We start from the raw sequence: 20,568 nt of genomic DNA on the forward strand, positions 1-20,568 counted from the left end.
GCAGAAATTACTCTGCGTAGTTCTTCTGAACAGAAGCGTCAACCGGGATGCCAGGACCGGAGGTCGTGGAGATGGTTACCTTCTTGACGTACAGGCCCTTAGCGGAGGACGGCTTCAGACGCAGGATCTCGTCGTAGAGAGCGCCGTAGTTCTCAGCCAGCTTCTCAGCGTCGAAGGAAGCCTTGCCCAGGATTGCGTGCAGGTTGGAAGCCTTGTCAACGCGGAAGGAAATCTTACCGCCCTTGACGTCGGAGATAGCCTTCGCAACGTCAGCGGTGACGGTGCCGGTCTTCGGGTTCGGCATCAGACCACGTGGGCCGAGGACACGTGCAACGCGGCCGACCTTAGCCATCTGGTCCGGGGTAGCGATTGCAACGTCGAAGTCGATGTTGCCCTCGTTGATAGCGGAGATCAGCTCGTCGGTGCCGACGATGTCAGCGCCTGCAGCCTTAGCTGCCTCAGCCTTCTCGCCCTCTGCGAAGACAGCTACGCGAACGTCCTTACCGGTGCCGTTAGGCAGGGAAACGGTGCCGCGAACCAGCTGGTCAGCCTTGCGTGGGTCAACGCCCAGGCGGAAGACGACGTCGACAGTAGCGTCGAAGTTCTTGGAGGAGGTCTCCTTAGCGAGCTTTGCAGCCTCGAGCGGAGAGTACTGACGGGACTTGTCGACGAGCTCAGCAGCCGCCTTGTAAGCCTTAGAGTTGGTGCTCATTTAAGCAATTCCTTTTCTTGGATTGGTGTGGTCTTGGCGGGCCGTAGCTGGCCCTACCACGAGCGACCACACGAGATGGCCGCTCATTTTTTGATGAAGTTGTTTACTTGGCTGGGATGCCGTCGACGGTGATGCCCATGGAACGAGCAGTGCCGGCGATGATGCGAGCACCGTTCTCGATGTCGCGAGCGTTCAGATCCTCGAACTTGGTCTGTGCAATCTCCTTGCACTGATCCCAGGTCACGGAACCGACCTTGTCGGTGTGAGGAACGCCGGAGCCCTTCTTGATGCCAGCGGCCTTCAACAGCAGCTTCGCTGCCGGCGGGGTCTTCAGCTTGAAATCGAAGGAGCGATCCTCGTAAACGGTGATCTCAACAGGCACAACGTTGCCGCGCTGGGACTCAGTCGCAGCGTTGTAAGCCTTGCAGAACTCCATGATGTTGACGCCGTGGGCACCCAGTGCCGGACCAACCGGCGGAGCCGGGTTAGCAGCGCCAGCCTCGATCTGCAGCTTGATGAAGCCAGAAACCTTCTTCTTCGGAGCCATCGAATTACCTCTTTCCTGTGTTACCGGTGCGCTGCCACGATGAATAACAGCGCCCCGTCCGGATGCTCACCTCAAGTGGGCCACCGGGGGAGAAACGTTTAGTTGTCTGTGCACGCAAAAAGGCGCACGGCGTTTTATCTTAGAACACCGTGCGCCCTGCTACCAAATCGCATAGCCTGCCATTTTCCCAGGCTACGCGCCAAGTGGGTTTAGGAGACGCGCTCGATTTCGGTCGGGGAAAGCTCGACTGGAGTCTCGCGGCCGAAGATGGAAACCAGGCCCTGCATCTTACCGGTCTCTGGGTCGATCTCGGAGATCGTTGCAGAAACGGATGCCAGCGGGCCGGAGAGGATGGTAACTGCCTCGCCGACCTCGAAGTCGTGCGCATAAGCCTTCGCAGCAGCCTTCTCCGGCATTGCGACGACCTGCTCGCCGTCTTGGTCGCCAGCGTTTTGCTTGGACTCCGGTGCAGCCTCGTTCGGCATGAGGAACTTGGCGACGTCGCGGATCTTGACCGGGGTCGCATTGCCCTCATTACCCACGAAGGAGGTCACACCAGGGGTTTCGCGAACGACGGACCAGGCGGCGTCGTTAAGCTCCATGCGGACCAAGACGTAGCCCGGCAGCAGCTTGCGCTTGACGATCTTCTTCTTGCCGTCCTTGTTTTCCAGAATCTGCTCGACCGGAACGACAACCTCGAAGATGGAATCCTCGACCTCAAGGGTCTGGGCGCGCATGTCGAGGTTGGTCTTCACCTTGTTCTCGTAGCCGGAGTAGCACTGGATGATGTACCACTGGCCCGGCTGCTTCTTCAGCTCGCGGGTGAACTGGCGCAAGCGACGGCGGTAGTCATCGTCCTCGGATCCCTCAGCTTCAGCGGCGCTTGCAGCCTCTGCGTCTGCAGCGTTAGATGCGCCTTCAGCGGCTTCTGCACCTTCTGCGGCAGGTGCGTCCGCGGACTCGGCCTCGCTGAACTGTGGCGCCTCCATGCCGGCTTCGGTGTAAGCCTCTTCGGTGGCGGACTCGGAATCAGCCACAGCTTCGGCTGCCTGGTCCTGTACGTTGCCGATGAGGGCCGCTTCGAGAGAGGTTTCTGGCGTTTCGACGTTGTTCTCGTCGCTCATGGTCTTTTACTCCATCCGTTCGCGCGCGAGCTTTAAAGAAGCAGGCGCTTCAAGAATTTTCTGCGCCCTAGCCTACCTGCGTTGCGGCCCCTAAACGAACGCCGCCCCGCCAAGCCACTAGGGCAAAAAGTATCCCGCCGTTTCCCTCGCCTCGCGAGTGAAATCAGCGGGATAAAAGCTTGTATTAAAAGACTACTAAGGAGTCAGAATCTTCTCAACTCCTAGACCGGACAGGGTGTCAACTCCCCAGACAAGGGCAGTCAGGACGATGAGGAAGGCGAAGGTAATAACGGTGTACTGAACCATTTCCTTTGCGGTTGGCCAGACGACCTTCTTCATTTCGGAAGCAACCTCGCTTGGGAAAGCGGCTACACCGCCGCCGACGGTTGCATCATCTTTTTTGTCCTCTACGCGTACAACTCGCTTGTCGGTGTACGCCTGCGATGAGGTGGTAGCTGCACCGGAGAGCTGGCGCTTACCGGTGGGGCGTGAAGCGCCTGACTTAATCGGCTGCTGTTCATCGCTCACAGCTGGTTCCTCCTTGGAAAAGTTTTGGCAGGGGCGACAGGACTCGAACCTGCAACCTACGGTTTTGGAGACCGTTGCGCTACCAATTGCGCCACGCCCCTATGCATGTAACTGTCAAAGACAGCATGCACAACCCTACCAGAACTGCGATTTACTTCTAAACCGCCAGCCCTTGGGCCGGAGTCGGTAGTAAAAAAGCGCCCGCGTTGTGGGCACTTTCCTTTCCCGGTAGCGATGGCGAGAATTGAACTCGCGACACAGCGATTATGAGTCGCTTGCTCTACCACTGAGCTACACCGCCATAATCATGTGCACTAGATGCAGACATGATTGGAGCCCCCTGACAGAATCGAACTGTCGACCTTTTCCTTACCATGGAAACGCTCTGCCGACTGAGCTAAGGGGGCACAGCCTCGTTGAGTAACGAACTTTTTGTTCGCTGTGCTCTCGTTGAAGCCTTGAAAAGATTAACCCGATTTAGTCTAATTACACAAATCGCCAGTTCACTCTGCGTTTTTGAGCTCTTTCAAACGCACGTTTTCGCACACCTTTAGCCCAAGGGGCAGAGTGAGGCGAGCTTGAAGAACACGACCGCTAGATTTCACCCACGACGCGAAAACGAAGAAACCCCGTGGTCGAAACCACGGGGTTTAGATTGTGCCAGGTAGAAGATTCGAACTTCTGAAGGCAATGCCGGCGGATTTACAGTCCGCTCCCTTTGGCCGCTCGGGCAACCTGGCTTGCACTCGAGGTGCGATTAGGTACTTTACTACGAAGTGCCCACCGGCATGCAAATCGGCAGGACACAAGTCCTTTTAGTGCCTGCTTAGCCAACCCGGCGAACCGTGTAATCCGCCAACTGGCGCAGCGCCTCGCTAGCTGCACACTCCGGCAGCACCGAAAGCTGCTCCTCCACAACACGCAGGTAGCCATGCACATCGTTCATAGTCTTCTCGCGGCCGCCCGAGCGACGCAGAAGGTCGATGGCGTGATCAACAGACGCGTCGTCGGCAAGCGGGCCTGTCAAAAGCGCACGCAGTTCGTCGCCCACTGGACCTTCCTCCTCCAGGGCGTAGAGGACCGGCAGGGTAAATACACCCTCGCGGAGATCGGTGCCCGGGGTCTTACCGGATTCGTTCGGATCGGAGAAAATGTCAATGATGTCGTCGACGATTTGGAATATCATGCCGATTGCACCGCCAATCTGACGCAGCGCGGCGGCCTGTTCAGAGGTAGCACCGGAATGATAAGCGCCCAGGTAGCCAGCAGACGCAATGAGCACGGCCGTCTTCTCACGGATAACCGCCATGTAGTGATCCACCGCATTAGCCTCGCCCGCGCCGATGGTCTCACGCATCTGGCCGGTGACCAGCTCCTCGAAAGTCTCCGCGAAGTGTCCAACCGTGTGGGTATCAAGCTGGGACATCAGGCGGGAAGCATGCGCCAAGAGGGCGTCGCCAGCCAAAATTGCCACGGAGTTGGTCCAGCGGAAATTGGCGGACTCGACGCCGCGGCGACGCTCAGCCTCATCCATCACGTCATCGTGATAAAGCGTTGCGACGTGCACCATTTCAACCACCGTGGCGGCTTTAATAACCTCAGCAGAAGCTGGGCGCTGGCCAAACTCGGAGGCGAGCAAAGCCATCATTGGACGAAAGCGCTTTCCGCCTGCACTCGAAAGGTGGCTGACCTTCTCTTTTACGAAGTCCTGCCCACGATCAATTTCATGGTGCAGCAATTCCTCAACGGCAGCCATTCCAGCGCCAATGCGCTCGCTTAGCTGCGGGTCACCCAAGTCCACATGAGTGGCATGAGTCTGGCCGTGAGACATTAACAGCGTTCCTTTAACTCAAAAATGGCAGTGATAATCAGCTACTTACCGTAGTCCATACCACGGCCCTAAACACACTCAAGGTGGCCAACGCGTGCAATGATAGTGCCCATGTCGCAGCAGATCGATAACCCAGAACTTGTAGACGTAGCCATCATCGGCGCAGGGCCGGCAGGTTCCGCCGCCGCCATTCACGCAGCTAAAGCGGGCTACGAAACGTTGCTTATCGACGCCGCGTCTTTCCCCCGTGACAAGACCTGCGGCGACGGGCTCACCCCGCGCGCGATGCATCAGCTGAATCTATTGGGGCTGGACATTAATGCGCAATATCGCAATAAGGGCTTGAAGCTACACGGTTATGGCGGCTCGGTAACCGCGCCGTGGCCCTCCAGCTACCCGACTTCGGTGGGTACGGCTTTGCCGCGCCACGAGTTCGACAATCTCGTCTTTGCGGCCGCACAGGCTGCAGGTGCAAAGACGTGGACCGGTACGCCTGCGACCGCCCCAGTGGTGGAAAACGGGTCTCTCACCAGTTTCCGCGTTGGTGAGCGCGAAGTGCGTTCCAAGTGGGTGATCGTGGCCGACGGCGTGCGCTCGACCTTTGGCAAGCAGCTAGGACGCGCTTGGCACCAAGACGAGGTCTATGGCATCGCTGCGCGCAGTTATGCGACTTCCACGCACGCAGCGGAGCCGTGGATGCACTCGCATGTGGAGCTGAAGTCGGAGACCGGCGAGGTGCAACCGGGCTATGGCTGGATTTTTCCGCTGGGTGCGGAAATCGGTGAGGTCAACATCGGACTTGGCGCGCTTTCAACGGCGCAGCGTCCGGCCCGTATCAACACCAAGAAGCTGCTTTCTCACTACGCGCAGCAGCAGCGCGCGGACTGGGGCTTAGGCGAAATCACCCGCGTAGCCTCAGCTCTGCTGCCTATGGGCGGTGCGGTCTCAAACGTGGCCGGTGCCAACTGGATGCTCATTGGTGACGCCGCGGCTTGCGTGAACCCGCTCAATGGCGAGGGCATCGACTATGGTTTGGAGACCGCAAAGCTTGCAGTCGAGTTGTTGGGCACCAAGGACTTCACACTGGCCTGGCCAGATCTGTTGCAGACGCAGTACGGCGAGGCTTTCGTCTTGGCGCGCACGGCCGCGCGCTTACTGACTTACCCACAGTTCCTGCCTTTCGCGGGCCCAGTTGCGCTGCGCGGGCCGGTCGGCCGGATGCTGATGCCGGCGGCAGCCCGGCTTATGGGCAACTTGGTCACAGAAGAAGACCGCGACCTCATCGCTCGCGCGTGGCGCCTGGCTGGCCGCGGCGTAGCGGCGGCGCGGCGCGATACGCCGCTGTGGAACACGCTCTAGGCCTGCGTGCCTTTCCAGATGGTCCTTTTGCGGGGAGCCTGGCCAAAGCTCGGCAGAGGGCTCGGTGAGTGCTCAGCAGGGCCGGAGCCAGCGTTGCTGGGCCTAGCGCAACGGCTTCGTCGCCGAGTGCAGCGCCACGATGCCGAGCGTCATGTTCTTCCAGCCCGCGCCTTCCCACCCATTGCGGTTGATGGCTGCGGCAAGTTCCTCTTGGTCGGGCCAGGCGCGAATCGAGTCAGCGAGATAGACATAAGCCTCCGGGTTCGACGAAACTAGCTTCGCAATCGGCGGCAGCAGGCGGGTTAAGTATTCCTTGTAGACCGTGCCGAAGACCGGGATGATGGGCTTGGAAAACTCTGCCACTGCAATACGGCCGCCCGGTTTGGTTACGCGAGCCATCTCACGCAGCCCCAGCTCGAAATCGTGGATATTGCGCAGGCCATAAGAGATTGTTACGGCGTCGAAGGTCTCGTCTGCGAAGGGCAACTGCATGCCGTCGCCGGCAACCTTCGGCACATCGCGCTGTGCACCGGCGGCCAGCATGCCGCGGGAGAAGTCGCAGGCCACACACCACGCGCCGGACTTGGCGAGCTCCTCAGTCGACACAGCCGTGCCCGCCGCCAAGTCGAGGACTTTCTCCCCCGGCCGCAAGTCCAAGCGTTCACGGGTGCGCTTACGCCAGGTCTTATCCTGGCCAAAGGACAGCACCGTATTAGTGATGTCATACTTGGCACCGACGGCGTCGAACATGCGCGCAACGTCGAAGGGCTTCTTATCGAGATCTGCCTTTGACATAAGTAGCTAGTTTAGGCCACGCGTGCACCGAGGGCACGCGCCGCCCACCGCGGCAGCTCAGGGCGCTGACCCAGGATGGTCAACGGCACGCGGCGAGTATCTTCCAAGACCTCCTCGTAGTAGCCCAGAAGCTGCTCGCACAGCGCCTTCCACGTCTTGGAAGAAATCGACTCGCGGGCATTCGCACGCAACTCCTCGTGGATTTCTGGGTTCAGCAGCGCATCGACGGCGTTGGGGAGATCCTCGACGAAGGTCGCGACTTCGAGAAGCAGCCCGTTGTAGCCCTCCTGAATGAGATCCACTGGGCCTCCGGCGCGCGGCCCAATCGTGGGGACGCCGGAAGCCTGCGCCTCCTGAATGGCCTGGCAGAAGGTTTCGAATTCGCCCGCGTGAACGAAGACGTCGAGAGAGGCATAAGCTTGGGCCAATTCGTCGCCGCCGAGCGCGCCCGTGAAGTAAGCGTTGGGCAGCTGTGCCTCCAACAGTGGACGCTCTGGGCCGTCGCCAACGATGACCAGCTGAATATCGGAGCGATCATTCAGCGCAGCCAGACGGTGCACGCCCTTTTCTGCAGCAAGACGGCCAACGAAACCCACGACCTTCTTGCCGTCTGCACCCCACTGCTTGCGCAACTGCGCGGAGCGCTTAGACGGGTGGAAACGCTCCGCATCCACACCGCGGCCCCAGTGGCGCACATTTTTGATGTTGTGATCTTCCAAATCGCGGATGGTCAACGAGGAAGGCGCGAGCGTCATCTGGCAGGCGTTGTGGATGGTGCGCAGCCACTCCCAGGTGGCATAAGCCAGCGCGGAAGCGTGGTACTTGGTAGCGAAACCGGCGACGTCAGTTTGGTAGAGCGCCACCGACGGAATGCGTTGCTGACGGGCGGAGAAGGCCCCGGCCGCACCCAGAACAAAGGGGCTGGCCAGGTGGATGATGTCGGGCTTGAACTGCCGCAGTGCCTCGTCCACGGCGGTGGTTGGTACGCCGACAGGCAGCGAATCAATCAACGGGATGCGCACGGTGGGAACCCGCACGATGGGAAAGCCTAAGTAATCCGCGATTTCCTCCTGGCCCTCGCGCGCACCGGGGGCAATGACCAGGGCCTCGTGCCCGGTTTCTGCCAGGTGCTCAAGCACACGCAGCACGGAGTTGGTCACTCCATTGACGTTGGGAAGGAAGGACTCTGCCACAATCGCAACACGCATGGGTTCAATAATCCCCTATTTGCCTAGGATTCCGGTGAAGCCTGCGGAAAATTTTGGTTAACACTTTCATTTGCTTGGCGACGCCGCTCCGCCGCCCGCGTGCTCAATCCCACCGTCCACCAAGCAGCGGCGGCAATCAGGCTGGCCACGACCATCGAGGAAAGCGCCGGGAGGATAGACAACGTCCATTCGCGGCCCTCGACCTTTACTAGGTCAGGGTCACTTTGCGAGTAGAGCACCCAAACCTGCTGGCCCTCCCCCAGCCCGGTGGGATAAAGCAGGCCGGATTGCGGGGATTGGTAGATGCCTTCGGAGTCCTGGAAATCGACGTAGGTTCTTGTGATTCCTACGTCCGTGACCGTCGCCAGCGCGCGGCCCGGATTGGACTCGATGGAGCGATCGTTTAAGAAAGCCCCCACCATCATCCCCAGCATCGCGACAATCGACGCCGCGTACAACGCAATGATGAGCTGATGCAGGCGCCGGCGATACACGACAGGCGTGTAGCGCGGGGCCACTGCCGCCTTCGGCGCCTTGGGCGGCCGCGCCGGAAATGCGCCCACCTACTGGCCGACCTTTGCAGTCAGCTCCGCCTGCAGCTGGCGGCGGGTTTCGCGGGTGGTGTGTGCTTCGACGATGGTGACTCCGGTGGAGTATTCCTTCAGCTCGGCGAGTGTATCGAGAAGCTTCTGTGGAGTATTCGCCGCGCGGTACTCGGCGCCGAAGGCTTCCGCCACCTGTTCCAGTTTCATTCCGTGCGGGGTGCCGAAGGCCTTCTCGAAGGAGGGACGGAACGGCTCTGCGCCCTGTTCCAGAAGCTCGAAGATGCCGCAGCCGTCATCATTGGCCACCACGATAGTGAGATTTTCCGGGCGGGCCTCGTCTTCTGGAACAAGAAGTGAGGTGGCGTCGTGGAGGAAGGTGACATCGCCAAGCAATGCGATAACGCGCGGGGCGCGCCATGCATCAGCTTCGCGGGATTGGGTGGCCAGCGCGATGCCCATGGCCTGTGCGATGGTGCCGTCGATGCCGGCGGCGCCGCGGGGTGAGAAGGTATCCACGCCGTCGAAAGGCAGGCCTACCAGCGAGGCATCGCGGACCGGGTTCGAGGCGCCTAGGACCAAGATGTCTTCGACGGAGAGGGTATCCCCCACCGCGGCGGCGACGTGCAGGCCGGTGAAACCAAGCTCCTTGTTCTCAAGGACCTCGCGCACCCCGGAGGAAGCCATCTCAGCGGCGCCCTCGCAGATCTTCAGCCACTCGCGGCTCGGCTCGCCGGTGGTCTTGACCGTGGTACCCAAAGTGGCTTGCTCGCCACGCGGATTGGTGAAATCGGCGCTGCGGGAAAGAACGATGAGCTCGATGTCTGGGTCGTTGATAAGCGCCATGACGCCGCGGTGCAGCGTAGGATGGCCCACCACGATGACCTGCTCGACCTTGGTGTTAACCACGTAATCGTTAGCCGAGACCTGCGCGCGGCGGAAGATATGAGCCGCCGCTGGGTGCACCGGGTGGAATGGTGCCGGCGCGGTGGGCTCGGCGATGGTCGGGACGTCCTCGAGGCCTTGGACCTCCCAAGCTTCGTCGCCGGCGATAACGAGCGTGTTCTTGCTCAAGTCAACCTCGACCTCGCCGTGGTTGACAGGTCGCGGCGTAGGTGCCTTGCGGGAGGTGTGATCAGAAGGCTTTTCCGGCAGTGACTCGTGGAGAAGTGGAACGTCAAAGGCAACGTTGATGTGCACCTGCAGGTCACTAGTAAAACGCTGCGCAACCTGCGGAATGTCTGCTTCCTCAGCCACCTGGGTGGTCGCAGCGTAGACGCCGAAAATGCCCTGCTGCTGAATGGTCTGAGAAGCGCCCGTGCCCACCAAGCGTGCGGGACGATCAGCGCTGATGACAGCCAGCGGGGTATGCGAGTGGGCTGCCTCCACCATCGCTGGTAATGCGTTAGCCACGGCGGTGCCAGACGTCATCACAACGCCAACGTGGCGGCGCTGCACGCGCGCCATGCCCAGGGCGGTAAAGGCCGCGGAGCGCTCATCCAAACGAGTGTGAACGCGGATATCCTCGCGAGCCAGCAGCGCCAAAGAAAGCGGCGCGTTGCGGGAGCCTGGGCAGATAATGACGTCAGACAGGTGGCGCGCCAATTGCGCAGCCACCGCCTCCGCCAGCTTCATGGAGTCAGTCATGGTGCTCCATAGTACTAGCTGGCGTTTAGGGGCTTAAGCTCCCTGGGAGTTGCCGTTACCGTTGCCATTCCCATTGCCGTTTCCGCCGCCCAGCAGGTCGTTCAGTAGACTCTCTAGGTCCTCGCCACCCTGATCCAGCTGATCCCGTACGTCTGGCGGAAGCTCGGTTGGCAGCTGGTCGATCGGGTTTTCACTCTGTGGTGCTTCCTCGGTGACCGTTTCAGTAACGGTGGTGGGCTTTTCCTCAGTAACCGTTGCGGTGGAAGTTACCGTCTCCGGCTGGGAATCCGCCTCGGAGCTGGCGTTGCGCCACATGAAAAACAGTGCGCCGGCCGCGATAACTGCCAGGGCCGCAATAGCAGCGAAGACGCTGGTCAACCCAGAACCGCCGCTCTTACGCTTGCGTTCCGGCTCCACCTCATAGCTGGAGGGCACCGGCTCGTAGCCGGATTCATAGCCAGAGTCATAGCCAGAGCCATAGCCGCTAGGCTGACCATATCCGCCGGGGCTTGCTTGAGGCGCCGGAGACTGTTGCGCGCCCTGCCCAGGAAATACCTGACGCGGCCGCTCCTCTGACGCGCCGAATTGACGGGTAGCGTCGTTGCTGCCGAAGCCCGAGTTGGAGCCCGGCCCATACCCAGTCACGCGACCAATCTGCCGGGTTTCATCGTCAGAGTAGCCGCCGGAATTATTTCCAAAGTTATTAGCCATGCTCCTAGAAATACCCTATTTTCCTGTAGAAACACAGGCAGAAACCCGCAAGCCGCCTTATTAACTTGCAGCTGCAGCCAGCGCGCCGCCAGTTGGACTGTCCTGCTTGGCAACCTCGCCTGGCGTGCCGGTAGCCACAATCTTTCCGCCCGCTGCACCGGCACCAGGGCCCAGCTCGATGACTGTATCTGCCTCCGCGATGACCGAGAGATTGTGCTCGACCACGACGACGGTCTGCCCGGCGTCGACAAGCTTGTGCAGCTCCGCATTCAGCAAGGCGATGTCCGCTGGGTGCAGACCAGTGGTTGGCTCATCGAGGAGGTAAACCGTGTGCCCGCGGTGGGAATTGCGCGAGCGCTGCAGCTCGGTGGCCAACTTGATGCGCTGGGCCTCACCGCCGGAAAGCTCGGGCGCGCCCTGGCCTAAGCGCAGGTAGCCCAGCCCCACGGCCTGGAGGGTCTCCAGCGCGCGCATGATTGCAGTGACCTGCGCGGAGCCTTCAGCGGCGGCGAATACCTCGTGGGCGTCGTCAACGCTTAACTCTAGGATCTGCGCAATCGTGCGCCCGCCCCACGTCACTTCGAGTGTTTCAGGGTTGTAGCGTTTGCCCTGGCAATCCGGGCATAGCGTGTAAGAACCGGGAAGGAAGACCAACTCAACCTCGATCTGCCCCGCGCCGCCGCAGGTAGGGCACTGCCCTTGCTTGACGTTGTAGGAAAAGCGCGAGACCGTCCACTTGCGCTGCTTGGCTTCTAGTGTGTTGGCAAAAAGCTTGCGGACGTGGTCAAAGAGGCCGGTATAGGTCGCGAGCGTCGAGCGCGGCGTGCGGCCAATGGGCTTCTGAGTGATTTGCACCAGGCGGGTGACTTCACCGAGATTTTCTGTGTTTTCGACGCTCCACTGCCGAACCGCGCCGTCGGGTTGTTCCTCGGCGTCGGTCACGGCGGTCGCCTGCTCGCGCAACAGACCTGCAAGAACCGTCGAGACCAACGTGGACTTTCCCGAACCGGAGACACCCGTGACTGCAGTGAAGGCGCCTAATGCAAAGTCCACGTCGAGCCCGCGCAGGTTGCGCGCCTTAATGCCGCGTAAGTGCAGTTGTTTCTCGCTCTTTCGTGGGGTCTCATTCAATGCCAAACGACGCCGCGCCAGCGCCTTACTGGTCGGGGTATCGGCATCATAGTCGGCGACTGGGCCGGAGTACAGTACCTGGCCGCCGCCTTCGCCGGCGTGAGGGCCGACGTCGACAAGCCAGTCAGCTTGTGCGACCAAATCCATGTCGTGCTCAACCAGCAGGACGGTGTTGCCGGCGGCGACGAAGCGGCGGCAGATGTCCATAACGGCTGTGCGCTCCTCTGGGTGCAGGCCAGCGGAGGGCTCGTCCAACACGTAGGTGACGCCGAAGAGCCCCGAGCGCAGCTGCGCGGCGAGGCGGATTCTTTGTAATTCGCCAGCCGAAAGCGTCTCCGTGGGGCGGCCTAGGCTCAGGTGCGCCAGGCCGAGTTCCAGGGCGGAGGTCAAGGCAGGAATAACCTGTTTGAGTAAGAGATCCTCGGCGCTGTTTTCTTCCGGTTTCTGCTTGGCAAGCAACTCGTGGAGCGCATCCAAGGGCAGGTCGTTGAGGGTGTCGATTGGCAGGCCCGCGTAAGTGACCTGCAGCGCGCGCGGATTCAGCCGGCGGCCCTGGCAGGTAGGGCAGGTGTGTGACTCCATGTACTGGAGCGTGCGCTTGCGCAAGCTCTCAGACTGCGTTTCCGCGAGAGTCTTGTTGAGGTAGCTGGCCACCGAGCGCCACGTGCCTTCGTAGTTGCGCTGAATCTGGTCAGCGCCGCGCAGTGGCTTGACGGTGACCACGGGGCGTTCCTCGGTGAAGAGGATCCAGTCTCGGTCTGCGCGCGGGAGCTCGCGCCACGGGGAATCCATGTCATAGCCCAAAGTCATGAGGATGTCATGGAAGTTCTTGCCTGCCCATGCACCGGGCCAGGCGGCGATGGCGCCCTCCTCGATGCTCAAGGACTGGTCCGGAACCATCGACTCCTCGGTCGCCACATGCACCACGCCCGTGCCCTGACACTCCGGACACATCCCCTCGGGCGTATTCGGCGAAAAGGAATCGGAGTACAGGCCTTCTGGGTTATCCCCGGCGCGCGAATAGAGCAGACGCACGGAATTGGAGATGGCGGAAATCGTGCCGGCGGTCGAGCGCGCGCCGCCCGCTGAGGTGGACTGCTCGAGGGCCACTGTGGGTGGAAGGCCTTCAATCTGGCTGACCTGCGGATCCACGGCGGAGCCGATGAGGCGGCGTGCAAAAGGTGCGACGGATTCGAGGTAGCGGCGCTGGCCTTCTCCGTGGATGGTGCCGAAAGCAAGGGAAGACTTACCGGAGCCTGAAACGCCAGTCACGGCGACGACTTTGCCGCGCGGAATATCGACGTCGACGTTGCGCAGGTTATGAAGGTGGGCGTCACGGACGCTAATCATGCCAGTCATGGCCGCCAGCCTACCGCGCTCAAACTCAGACCAACGGTGCACAATTTGCCAATTAGTGGCGGGGATCTTGGCGTTTTCCGGGGGCTAATTGGCAAATTGTGCGGTTTTCCACGCCGCACAAACGCCGTTGCAGATAGAGATAAACCCTAAAGGAACTGCCAACACTCACGCACGCGCGCAAACCACCAATCCCGGCGCTCGGGCGCGGCCGCCAGGTCGGACAAGCGCGCCGGATCCGGTGGGAGCGGGGTGGCGGCAAGGTGCCCATCAATCAGTTGGCGCGGCTCCGTGACGTCGTCGAGGAACAGCGAGCCCGTGGCCAACCCGGCGGCGGCAGGAGTGACGTCGACGTCTTCGTCATCAAGAATCTTCGGCAGCGCCGCGACGGTGGCCAGCCCCATGCCGATTCCCACCGAGGTATCCAAGGCCGAAGCCACCGTAATATCCATGTGGCGGGAACGCAGATGCTTGGCGACGTCGAGCACCCTGCGTACTCCGCCCAAAGGCGCCGGCTTTACCACCGCGACGTCGGCTGCCTGCAGATCAGCCACGCGGTACGGGTCCTCGACCTTGCGGATAGACTCATCTGCCGCAACGCGCACGAAAAGCCCGTTGCGCATCAGCTGGCGACGCACCTCCGCGAGTTCTTCTGCGCTCGCGCAAGGCTGTTCCATATAGTCCAACGGCATCAAAGCCTTGGCTGCCTCGACTGCCTGCTCAACGCTCCAGCCGCCGTTGGCGTCGACGCGAAGGACGGGGACGCGTCCGCGCTCGGTGATGTAGTTGCGTACGGCGGTGACGCGCGCGATGTCGTCGGCAAGCGTCTGGCCCTTCTCTGCAACCTTGATCTTGAAGGTGCGGCAGCCTGGGTAGCACTCCATCACGGCAGGAACCTCGCTGGCAGGCACGGCGGGGATGGTGCCGTTGACCTCGATGAGATCGCGGACTGGTTCCGGGAAGCCTTCATAAGCCGCCTCCAAGCCGGCTGCCAACCAATGTGCCGACTCGGCTGGGCCGTATTCCAGGAAAGGTGAGAACTCGCCCCAGCCTGCAGGACCCTCGATAAGCAATGCTTCGCGGGTTGTTATCCCACGAAACTTCACGGCAAGCGGCAATGAGACAACATGGGCGCGGGATAGGACGTCATCGATATGCATGGCTTTCATGGTAGCGCCCTCAGACCATTGACCCCCTCCCCGCTCTGCGCTATTTTTGGGAACCTATACCAATAAAGGAGGAATTATGCTGCTAGCTGAGGCATTGGCGGAGCGCGCCCAGGCGCAAGAGCGTCTCAATAGCCTGCACGAGCGGCTACTCGCCGTGGTTCGCGTGCAGGAGGGCGATACCCCGGAGGAGGATCCGCAGGAGCTGCTGCGCGAGCTCGACGGCGTGACCGGGCGCATCGATGAGCTGGTGCAGGCCATTAATGCGACAAATATCGCCACCGCCTTCGATGAGAAGATGAACTTAATGGAGGCCCTCGCTCTGCGGGACGGCCTTGTGCGCAAGCGCCGCATCTACCACGACTTGGCGCAGCGGGCGGGCACACGCTCGGATCGTTATTCCCGCAACGAGATTAAGTTTGTCTCCACCATCCCGGTGGCGGATATGCGCAAGCATGTCGACGATCTATCTAAGCAGTACCGCGAATTAGATACCCGCATCCAGCAGCTGAACTGGAATACCGAACTGAAAAACGGATAGTCATGTCGCGCGCCGCATAAAGCGCGCGATGGTAGCCCACACGCCTGCAGCGAGCAGGCCCCCACCCTGGAGGGGAAAGTCGAGGGACACCAGGCCCTCTTTAGCGCTTTTAAAAGAGGCGGGGGAGTTCGAGTCTCCCCACAGCATGGAGTACCGCGCTGGCATGGCGTACACGGGTACATTGCGGGGCGAAGCCCTCGTAGTATCGCGCATTGATTATTACCGGCCTGCTGGGCAGCGCGTGTGGGTGAGGGTTGGGAATGGGGACTATTCTTCTTTTGCCACTAAGCTGGCCGTTATGAGCGAGCAGAAAAAATACAGCACCGATAATCCCTTTCGGCCGGAATTGTGGCATTCCGTAGAGGGGTTTGAAGACCTCACGGATATCACCTACCACCGGCTCATCGGAGACAAGCGCGAGGACGGCATCGTCCGCATCGCGTTTGACCGCCCGGAGGTGCGCAATGCCTTTCGCCCGCATACCGTAGACGAGCTCTACCGCGCCCTTGACCACGCCCGCCGCACGCCGGATGTGGGCACGATTTTGCTCACCGGCAATGGCCCGAGCGAAAAGGACGGCGGCTGGGCTTTTTGTTCGGGCGGCGACCAGCGCATTCGCGGCCGCTCCGGGTACCGCTACGCCACCGAGCACGCCCACGATGATGCCACCGCGGATGAATCCACCGTGGACACCGCCCGCGAGAAGGTCGAAGGCGGCCGCCTACATATCCTCGAGGTCCAGCGCCTTATCCGCACCATGCCCAAGGTGGTCATCGCCGTAGTCAATGGCTGGGCTGCCGGCGGCGGGCATTCCCTGCACGTAGTCTGCGATATGACGGTCGCCTCCCGCCAGGAGGCGCGCTTCAAGCAGACCGACGCGGACGTGGGATCCTTCGACGCCGGTTATGGCTCGGCCTACTTGGCAAAAATGGTGGGCCAAAAGTATGCCCGCGAAATCTTCTTCCTGGGTCGCACTTACGACGCCCAGCGCATGTACGAGATGGGCGCCGTCAACGAGGTCGTCGATCACGCCGACTTGGAAGATGCCGCCATCCAGATGGGCCGCGAAATCAACGGCAAGTCCCCGACGGCCCAGCGCATGCTGAAGTTCGCCTTCAACCTGACCGATGACGGCCTCATGGGCCAGCAGGTCTTCGCCGGCGAGGCGACCCGCCTGGCATACATGACTGACGAGGCCGTCGAGGGCAAGGAGGCATTCCTCGAAAAGCGTGATCCACAGTGGGAGCAGTTCCCGTACTACTACTAGTCAGGAGTTGGCACGATGTGGATTTTCGCCATCGGCTTGGCCACACTTGCGCTGGCGGGCGTCATCGGCTCGCGCGTATGGATGCTTCGCCACATCAAAGACGCCGAAAGGCGTGGGGAGCGTCCCTTCGATCAGGAGGACACCCCGCGCAATCCGTACATGTAGGAAGGCATAGACGCTGCGGGGAATGTCGTGAGGCATCTCTGGGACCAAGGTGAGACATCATAAACTTTTGTGGATATGTCCATAGTTCATACGTAAAGTGTCGAGCATGAAACTCAGCAACTCATTCGCCATGCTCGCAGCACGCGTCGTCCTGGGCGTAATCCTCATCGCCCATGGCTGGCAGAAGTTCTCCGAATGGACCATCGCCGGCACCACCCAGTCCTTCGAGGGTATGGGCGTCCCAGCCGCCTCCTAACCTCTCACTTCACCCATTGAAGTGAGAGGATTTTTTAAGTTTTAGCTGCTCAAGAAGGAGATAGGACTGCCTAAGTTCATGATATTGAACAATCTAGTTCAAGGGTGATAGTGTTTGTTGAGTTCGCTTCTCACAATGCAAAGGAAGTTCATTATGAGCTCAAATCACAGCACCCCACGCCGGCCCCTACAGCGCCTTCTCGCAGGCACCTGCGCCCTAGCACTCGGCGCCAGCCTCGCCGCTTGCAGCGCCTCGAAAGAATCCACCGACGCCGCAAAACCGAAGGACGGCGACACCGTCAAGGCCGTGGCCACGACTACCCAGATCTGCGACTACCTCACCCAGATAGCCGCCGGCGGCGTCAAGCTCCACAAGGTCGACTCCCAAGGTGCAGAGACCACCTCCGGCGAGGGCCCAGTGACCCTCGACCTCACCTGTTTGCTCGCCCCCAACGCCAGCGCCCACGAGCACGAGATGACCCCACAGCAGATGCAGGCGCTCTCCCAGGCCGACTACATGTTCGTCAACGGAGTCGACCTCGAGCACTTCCTCGACCAAGCCGTGGACTCCTCCGGCTTCCACGGCGTCATGGCCGTGACCTCGGGCGTCAAGAGCGAAGGCATGAGCGATGGCAACGGCAAGTACACCATCGACGAGGGCATCGAACACGTGAGCCCGCGCCCGTGGCCTTTCCCGGGGGAGGACGGCGAGGCCCCAGAATTCAAGTACGACCCGCACGTGTGGACCTCCCCGAAGCAGGCCAAGATTCAGGTCGACAACATCGTCAACACGTTGTCCCAGGCCTCCCCGCAGGCCAAGGACGCCTTCACCGCCGCCGGCAAGAAGTACACCGACCAGCTGGAGGACCTCGACAAGTGGGCCAGCGATTCCATGTCCGCAGTTCCTGAGCAAGACCGCGTGCTCTTCTCTTCCCACGACGCCTTCGGCTACTTCTCTAACGAGTATGGCGTGAAATTCATCGGCTCCGCACTGTCTGACTTCAACCACCAGCAGGACGCCCCCTCGAGCCACATCGATGAGCAGGTAAAGAAGGTCCGCGAGTCCGGCGCCAAGGCCATCTTTGCGGAGAATTCCAACAACTCGAAGTCCATCGAGGCCATCGCCCGCGCCGCAGGCGTCAAGGCGGTTACATCCGACGACGCTTTGTACGGCGACTCACTAGGTGTGCCAGGCAGTGAGGGCGAGACCTACATCGGATCCATCGTCCACAACATCAACACCCTGGTCAGCGCCTGGGACTCCAAGCAGCAACCGTTGCCAGAATCGCTGCAGGAATTCGACTTCGCCAAGCGCAAGTAGCTCTTTATGTCTTCCCCATTAGTCACTCTGCACAATGCCACCTGCGGCTATGGCGCCCGGGATATCCTCACCGACGTTGACCTTGAGATCCGCGCGGGCGAGGCCGTGGCGCTCCTAGGTTCCAACGGCGCGGGCAAATCTACCCTGCTCAAGGCAATCACTGGCCTGGCTGCCTTGCGCGGCATGGCCACCATCGACGCCTCGCTCGGCTACGTCCCGCAGTATCAAGACTCCGACCTGAGTTTTCCCGTCACGGCTTACAAGGTCGTGGAAATGGGCCTTTTGCCCTCAGTGAGCTGGTGGCACAGGTGCACGAGCATGCGTAGCTACCGCGGCCACGTACTCAATGCCCTGCGACAAGTGGGGATGGAGCATCTCGCCGAGACGCGGTTTGGCCAGCTCTCGGGTGGGCAGCGCCAGCGCGTGCTCATCGCGCGGGCGTTGGTTTCGGCCCCGGAGCTGGTGCTTCTCGATGAACCCTTCAACGGGCTTGATCAAGAAAGTCGCCGAATCCTGATTCAGATCATTGCGGATCTCAAGGAAGCAGGAATCGCCCTGCTCGTCTCCACTCACGACCCCATCTTGGCGCAGCACACCTGCGACTGGGCGGCGTTTGTGATCGACGGCAAGGTCCGCACCATGGGAACCGAGGAAGCAGTTGAAACCTATATGGAGCAAGGCGCGCGACTGTGATGGAGCAGATTCTCTTCGCCCCGTACCTGCGCAATGCCTTCCTCTTCCTGCTGTGCCTATCGATTGCGGGAGCTGCCATTAGCGTCCTCGTTAATCTCCGCCGCATGGAATTTACGGTGGAGGCCCTCGTGCACTCGGTTTTTCCGGGCATCGTGGTAGGGCTCATCGTGGGCGGCATCCCGGGCATCGTGCCGGGTGCGGCCGCGGTGGCCACGGTGACGGTGCTGGTGCTGGCTTCTCTGGGTTCTGGGCGGCGCCAGTCAGCGCGGAAGCTGGATATGGAAGCCGGAACGGCCGTGGTGCTGACCTTCATGTACGGCATCGGCGTGGTCATCAGTTTGGCCTATGGCGACAAGTCCGGGCAGCTGGAGGCACTCATGTTTGGCCGGCTTCTCGACGTCACGCAGTCCAGGCTGGCAACCTCCGTCACGCTCTGCGTGATTGCGGCACTGCTCATCCTGACAACCTGGCGCATGCAGATTCTCGTCGCTTTCGATACAACAGCGGCCCGCGCCATGGGCGTCAACGTGGCGGCTTATGAGCTCATTGCGAATATCGCGGTTGGCCTAATCGTGGTGGCGGCTAGCTCGGCAGTGGGTGTGTTGCTGGTTATCGGTTTTATTGTCATTCCAGGCCTCTCGGCGCGCTTGATCGCAGGATCCCCGCGCAGCATGTGCTTCTGGGCTGCGGGTTTGTCCACACTGGCAGTGGTGGTGGGATTTGCCATCATGCTGTCCCAAACCACGCACCAGATTTCGCCGCAGGCAATCGTCAGCTTGATGCTGGTTGCCACCGTGCCGCTAGCGGGCTTGAAGGGGGTATTTAGCTAATGGGACTGTCTCATCTTGATCCAGAGATCCTGCGGTTGCCCCTCCTTGAGGCCATCGCTGTGGGATGTTTATCTGGCTTGGTTGGAACCTTGATGGTCATGGGCAAGCGCGTCTTTTTCGCTGAGAGCCTGTCACACGGAATCTTCCCCGGCGCGGTGCTCGGTGTAGTGGTGGCCAACCTTCTGAGCTTGGATCTCTCCACGGGTTTGATGGTGGGCGCGGCACTGTTCTGCCTGCCTTTGGCCTGGCTTATGCGGTGGCTGAGTACCGTCGAGGGCATTTCTTCGACTGCTGCCGCCGGCGTGACGCTCACCCTGGGGTTTTCCCTGGGCATCTTGTTGCTGCGCTGGTTCCAACCGCTACCTATCCACGTGGATAGCTTTCTCGTGGGCTCGCTGACCACTGTCAATGCGCAGGATGTCTGGTTTGTCGGCGCCCTGGTGGTGGTCAGCCTTGGCGTGCTGGTGGCATTTCGCCGGACGTTGGTCTCCTTCTACTTCGACCAGACGTTCTTCCGCGCACAAGGCGGAAAGCCCGGCCGCTATGACTTGCTTACCCTCACGCTTATCAGCGTGACCATGGTGGTGGTGATTCCCGCGGTGGGCACTATCTTGTCCCTGGCGCTGCTGGTAGCCCCGGCGGCGGCGTTGCAGCCGTGGATCAAGCGCCCGACCCAGCTCATGCTCGGTGCCGGTATCGCGGGCATTGCGCTGGCATGCGGCGGGCTCTGGCTGGCGGCCGCCCTCAGTTTGTCGGCGGGCGGCTGCATCGCGGTGCTGGCGGGTGTGTTCTATTTGCTCAGCATGGGGCTACGCGCCTTGCTCTAAACGCCCGGCGCG

The 20,568-nt window shown here is 61.0% G+C and carries 21 protein-coding genes and 4 tRNA genes; 9 read left to right on the forward strand and 16 right to left on the reverse strand.

Features of this window, described 5'->3' with window-relative positions:
- Nucleotides 1-7 precede the first annotated feature (7 nt).
- The 9 genes from rplA to HMPREF2935_RS04045 all read right to left on the reverse strand — a co-directional run bounded on the left by rplA (nt 8) and on the right by HMPREF2935_RS04045 (nt 4,742).
- Nucleotides 8-712: a 50S ribosomal protein L1 gene (gene rplA / locus HMPREF2935_RS04005; protein WP_070732057.1), complete on the reverse strand. Its 705-nt coding sequence runs from the start codon at nt 710-712 to the stop codon at nt 8-10.
- Nucleotides 713-815: 103 nt separating this feature from the next.
- Nucleotides 816-1,259 (reverse strand): 50S ribosomal protein L11, encoded by a 444-nt coding sequence (gene rplK / locus HMPREF2935_RS04010; RefSeq protein ID WP_061920442.1) that lies wholly within the window; start codon nt 1,257-1,259, stop codon nt 816-818.
- Between the two features lie 209 nt (nt 1,260-1,468).
- Nucleotides 1,469-2,383 carry a transcription termination/antitermination protein NusG gene (gene nusG / locus HMPREF2935_RS04015; RefSeq protein ID WP_062042342.1) on the reverse strand — a complete coding sequence of 305 codons (915 nt, stop codon included), beginning with the start codon at nt 2,381-2,383 and terminating at the stop codon, nt 1,469-1,471.
- Nucleotides 2,384-2,578: 195 nt separating this feature from the next.
- Nucleotides 2,579-2,911 (reverse strand): preprotein translocase subunit SecE, encoded by a 333-nt coding sequence (secE, locus tag HMPREF2935_RS04020; protein WP_062035935.1) that lies wholly within the window; start codon nt 2,909-2,911, stop codon nt 2,579-2,581.
- 25 nt (nt 2,912-2,936) lie between these two features.
- Nucleotides 2,937-3,012: transfer RNA gene (locus HMPREF2935_RS04025), tRNA-Trp, on the reverse strand.
- A 128-nt stretch (nt 3,013-3,140) separates the two neighbouring features.
- A tRNA-Met gene (locus HMPREF2935_RS04030) sits at nt 3,141-3,212 on the reverse strand.
- A 30-nt stretch (nt 3,213-3,242) separates the two neighbouring features.
- A tRNA-Thr gene (locus tag HMPREF2935_RS04035) sits at nt 3,243-3,318 on the reverse strand.
- A 251-nt stretch (nt 3,319-3,569) separates the two neighbouring features.
- Nucleotides 3,570-3,651, reverse strand: a tRNA-Tyr gene (locus HMPREF2935_RS04040).
- Nucleotides 3,652-3,737: 86 nt separating this feature from the next.
- Nucleotides 3,738-4,742: a polyprenyl synthetase family protein gene (locus HMPREF2935_RS04045; protein WP_070732060.1), complete on the reverse strand. Its 1,005-nt coding sequence runs from the start codon at nt 4,740-4,742 to the stop codon at nt 3,738-3,740.
- A 99-nt stretch (nt 4,743-4,841) separates the two neighbouring features.
- On the opposite strand from HMPREF2935_RS04045, the gene HMPREF2935_RS04050 reads away from it, so the two are divergent.
- Nucleotides 4,842-6,101: a geranylgeranyl reductase family protein gene (locus HMPREF2935_RS04050; RefSeq protein ID WP_070518528.1), complete on the forward strand. Its 1,260-nt coding sequence runs from the start codon at nt 4,842-4,844 to the stop codon at nt 6,099-6,101.
- Between the two features lie 102 nt (nt 6,102-6,203).
- On the opposite strand, the gene HMPREF2935_RS04055 is transcribed toward HMPREF2935_RS04050, so the two are convergent.
- From HMPREF2935_RS04055 to HMPREF2935_RS04085, 7 genes are all read right to left on the reverse strand, one after another.
- Nucleotides 6,204-6,896, reverse strand: coding sequence for a demethylmenaquinone methyltransferase (locus HMPREF2935_RS04055; protein ID WP_061920436.1), 693 nt, complete (start codon nt 6,894-6,896; stop codon nt 6,204-6,206).
- Nucleotides 6,897-6,907: 11 nt separating this feature from the next.
- Nucleotides 6,908-8,104: a glycosyltransferase family 4 protein gene (locus HMPREF2935_RS04060; protein ID WP_061920433.1), complete on the reverse strand. Its 1,197-nt coding sequence runs from the start codon at nt 8,102-8,104 to the stop codon at nt 6,908-6,910.
- A gap of 23 nt (nt 8,105-8,127) precedes the next feature.
- Nucleotides 8,128-8,622 (reverse strand): DUF3592 domain-containing protein, encoded by a 495-nt coding sequence (locus tag HMPREF2935_RS04065; RefSeq protein ID WP_371326230.1) that lies wholly within the window; start codon nt 8,620-8,622, stop codon nt 8,128-8,130.
- 45 nt (nt 8,623-8,667) lie between these two features.
- Entirely contained in the window at nt 8,668-10,293 is a 1,626-nt protein-coding gene (gene menD / locus HMPREF2935_RS04070; protein ID WP_070432533.1) for a 2-succinyl-5-enolpyruvyl-6-hydroxy-3-cyclohexene-1-carboxylic-acid synthase, read from the reverse strand.
- Nucleotides 10,294-10,326: 33 nt separating this feature from the next.
- The gene (locus HMPREF2935_RS04075) at nt 10,327-11,004 is read right to left on the reverse strand and encodes a hypothetical protein (protein ID WP_062035946.1); all 678 of its coding nucleotides are present in this window, start codon (nt 11,002-11,004) and stop codon (nt 10,327-10,329) included.
- 60 nt (nt 11,005-11,064) lie between these two features.
- The gene (locus HMPREF2935_RS04080) at nt 11,065-13,485 is read right to left on the reverse strand and encodes an excinuclease ABC subunit UvrA (RefSeq protein ID WP_371326200.1); all 2,421 of its coding nucleotides are present in this window, start codon (nt 13,483-13,485) and stop codon (nt 11,065-11,067) included.
- Nucleotides 13,486-13,640: 155 nt separating this feature from the next.
- The gene (locus HMPREF2935_RS04085) at nt 13,641-14,660 is read right to left on the reverse strand and encodes an o-succinylbenzoate synthase (RefSeq protein WP_070732062.1); all 1,020 of its coding nucleotides are present in this window, start codon (nt 14,658-14,660) and stop codon (nt 13,641-13,643) included.
- Between the two features lie 76 nt (nt 14,661-14,736).
- Between HMPREF2935_RS04085 and HMPREF2935_RS04090 the strand changes: the two genes are divergently transcribed.
- The 8 genes from HMPREF2935_RS04090 to HMPREF2935_RS04115 all read left to right on the forward strand — a co-directional run bounded on the left by HMPREF2935_RS04090 (nt 14,737) and on the right by HMPREF2935_RS04115 (nt 20,556).
- Nucleotides 14,737-15,198 carry a DIP1984 family protein gene (locus HMPREF2935_RS04090; RefSeq protein WP_061920423.1) on the forward strand — a complete coding sequence of 154 codons (462 nt, stop codon included), beginning with the start codon at nt 14,737-14,739 and terminating at the stop codon, nt 15,196-15,198.
- A 298-nt stretch (nt 15,199-15,496) separates the two neighbouring features.
- Nucleotides 15,497-16,465 (forward strand): 1,4-dihydroxy-2-naphthoyl-CoA synthase, encoded by a 969-nt coding sequence (locus HMPREF2935_RS04095; protein WP_061920804.1) that lies wholly within the window; start codon nt 15,497-15,499, stop codon nt 16,463-16,465.
- Between the two features lie 15 nt (nt 16,466-16,480).
- Entirely contained in the window at nt 16,481-16,630 is a 150-nt protein-coding gene (locus HMPREF2935_RS13170; protein WP_162839570.1) for a hypothetical protein, read from the forward strand.
- A 106-nt stretch (nt 16,631-16,736) separates the two neighbouring features.
- A complete protein-coding gene (locus HMPREF2935_RS12625; RefSeq protein WP_083313168.1) occupies nt 16,737-16,886 on the forward strand; it encodes a DoxX family protein in 150 nt (49 codons plus the stop codon).
- A 153-nt stretch (nt 16,887-17,039) separates the two neighbouring features.
- Nucleotides 17,040-18,206: a metal ABC transporter substrate-binding protein gene (locus tag HMPREF2935_RS04100; protein WP_070732064.1), complete on the forward strand. Its 1,167-nt coding sequence runs from the start codon at nt 17,040-17,042 to the stop codon at nt 18,204-18,206.
- Between the two features lie 6 nt (nt 18,207-18,212).
- Nucleotides 18,213-18,899 carry a metal ABC transporter ATP-binding protein gene (locus HMPREF2935_RS04105; RefSeq protein ID WP_070732066.1) on the forward strand — a complete coding sequence of 229 codons (687 nt, stop codon included), beginning with the start codon at nt 18,213-18,215 and terminating at the stop codon, nt 18,897-18,899.
- On the forward strand, nt 18,899-19,729 hold the full coding sequence (locus tag HMPREF2935_RS04110) for a metal ABC transporter permease (protein ID WP_061920802.1): 831 nt from the start codon (nt 18,899-18,901) through the stop codon (nt 19,727-19,729). Before HMPREF2935_RS04105 ends, HMPREF2935_RS04110 begins: the two co-directional genes overlap by 1 nt.
- Nucleotides 19,729-20,556, forward strand: a complete 828-nt coding sequence (locus HMPREF2935_RS04115) for a metal ABC transporter permease (protein ID WP_049062513.1) — start codon at nt 19,729-19,731, stop codon at nt 20,554-20,556. The genes HMPREF2935_RS04110 and HMPREF2935_RS04115 overlap by 1 nt, the downstream gene beginning before the upstream one ends.
- Nucleotides 20,557-20,568 lie beyond the last annotated feature (12 nt).

Origin of the sequence: Corynebacterium sp. HMSC076D02, from assembly GCF_001813815.1 — a bacterium.
GTDB lineage: Bacteria > Actinomycetota > Actinomycetes > Mycobacteriales > Mycobacteriaceae > Corynebacterium > Corynebacterium simulans.

Coding starts and splice junctions, on each gene's coding strand:
- HMPREF2935_RS04100 (WP_070732064.1), top strand. CDS start 17,040: ATGAGCTCAAATCACAGCACCCCACGCCGGCCCCTACAGCGCCTTCTC.
- rplA (WP_070732057.1), bottom strand. CDS start 712: ATGAGCACCAACTCTAAGGCTTACAAGGCGGCTGCTGAGCTCGTCGAC.
- nusG (WP_062042342.1), bottom strand. CDS start 2,383: ATGAGCGACGAGAACAACGTCGAAACGCCAGAAACCTCTCTCGAAGCG.
- HMPREF2935_RS04075 (WP_062035946.1), bottom strand. CDS start 11,004: ATGGCTAATAACTTTGGAAATAATTCCGGCGGCTACTCTGACGATGAA.
- HMPREF2935_RS04085 (WP_070732062.1), bottom strand. CDS start 14,660: ATGAAAGCCATGCATATCGATGACGTCCTATCCCGCGCCCATGTTGTC.
- HMPREF2935_RS04080 (WP_371326200.1), bottom strand. CDS start 13,485: ATGATTAGCGTCCGTGACGCCCACCTTCATAACCTGCGCAACGTCGAC.
- HMPREF2935_RS04095 (WP_061920804.1), top strand. CDS start 15,497: ATGAGCGAGCAGAAAAAATACAGCACCGATAATCCCTTTCGGCCGGAA.
- HMPREF2935_RS04110 (WP_061920802.1), top strand. CDS start 18,899: ATGGAGCAGATTCTCTTCGCCCCGTACCTGCGCAATGCCTTCCTCTTC.
- HMPREF2935_RS04045 (WP_070732060.1), bottom strand. CDS start 4,742: ATGTCTCACGGCCAGACTCATGCCACTCATGTGGACTTGGGTGACCCG.
- rplK (WP_061920442.1), bottom strand. CDS start 1,259: ATGGCTCCGAAGAAGAAGGTTTCTGGCTTCATCAAGCTGCAGATCGAG.
- HMPREF2935_RS04105 (WP_070732066.1), top strand. CDS start 18,213: ATGTCTTCCCCATTAGTCACTCTGCACAATGCCACCTGCGGCTATGGC.
- HMPREF2935_RS04060 (WP_061920433.1), bottom strand. CDS start 8,104: ATGCGTGTTGCGATTGTGGCAGAGTCCTTCCTTCCCAACGTCAATGGA.
- HMPREF2935_RS04050 (WP_070518528.1), top strand. CDS start 4,842: ATGATAGTGCCCATGTCGCAGCAGATCGATAACCCAGAACTTGTAGAC.
- HMPREF2935_RS04055 (WP_061920436.1), bottom strand. CDS start 6,896: ATGTCAAAGGCAGATCTCGATAAGAAGCCCTTCGACGTTGCGCGCATG.
- HMPREF2935_RS12625 (WP_083313168.1), top strand. CDS start 16,737: ATGAAACTCAGCAACTCATTCGCCATGCTCGCAGCACGCGTCGTCCTG.
- HMPREF2935_RS04115 (WP_049062513.1), top strand. CDS start 19,729: ATGGGACTGTCTCATCTTGATCCAGAGATCCTGCGGTTGCCCCTCCTT.
- HMPREF2935_RS04090 (WP_061920423.1), top strand. CDS start 14,737: ATGCTGCTAGCTGAGGCATTGGCGGAGCGCGCCCAGGCGCAAGAGCGT.
- menD (WP_070432533.1), bottom strand. CDS start 10,293: ATGACTGACTCCATGAAGCTGGCGGAGGCGGTGGCTGCGCAATTGGCG.
- HMPREF2935_RS13170 (WP_162839570.1), top strand. CDS start 16,481: ATGTGGATTTTCGCCATCGGCTTGGCCACACTTGCGCTGGCGGGCGTC.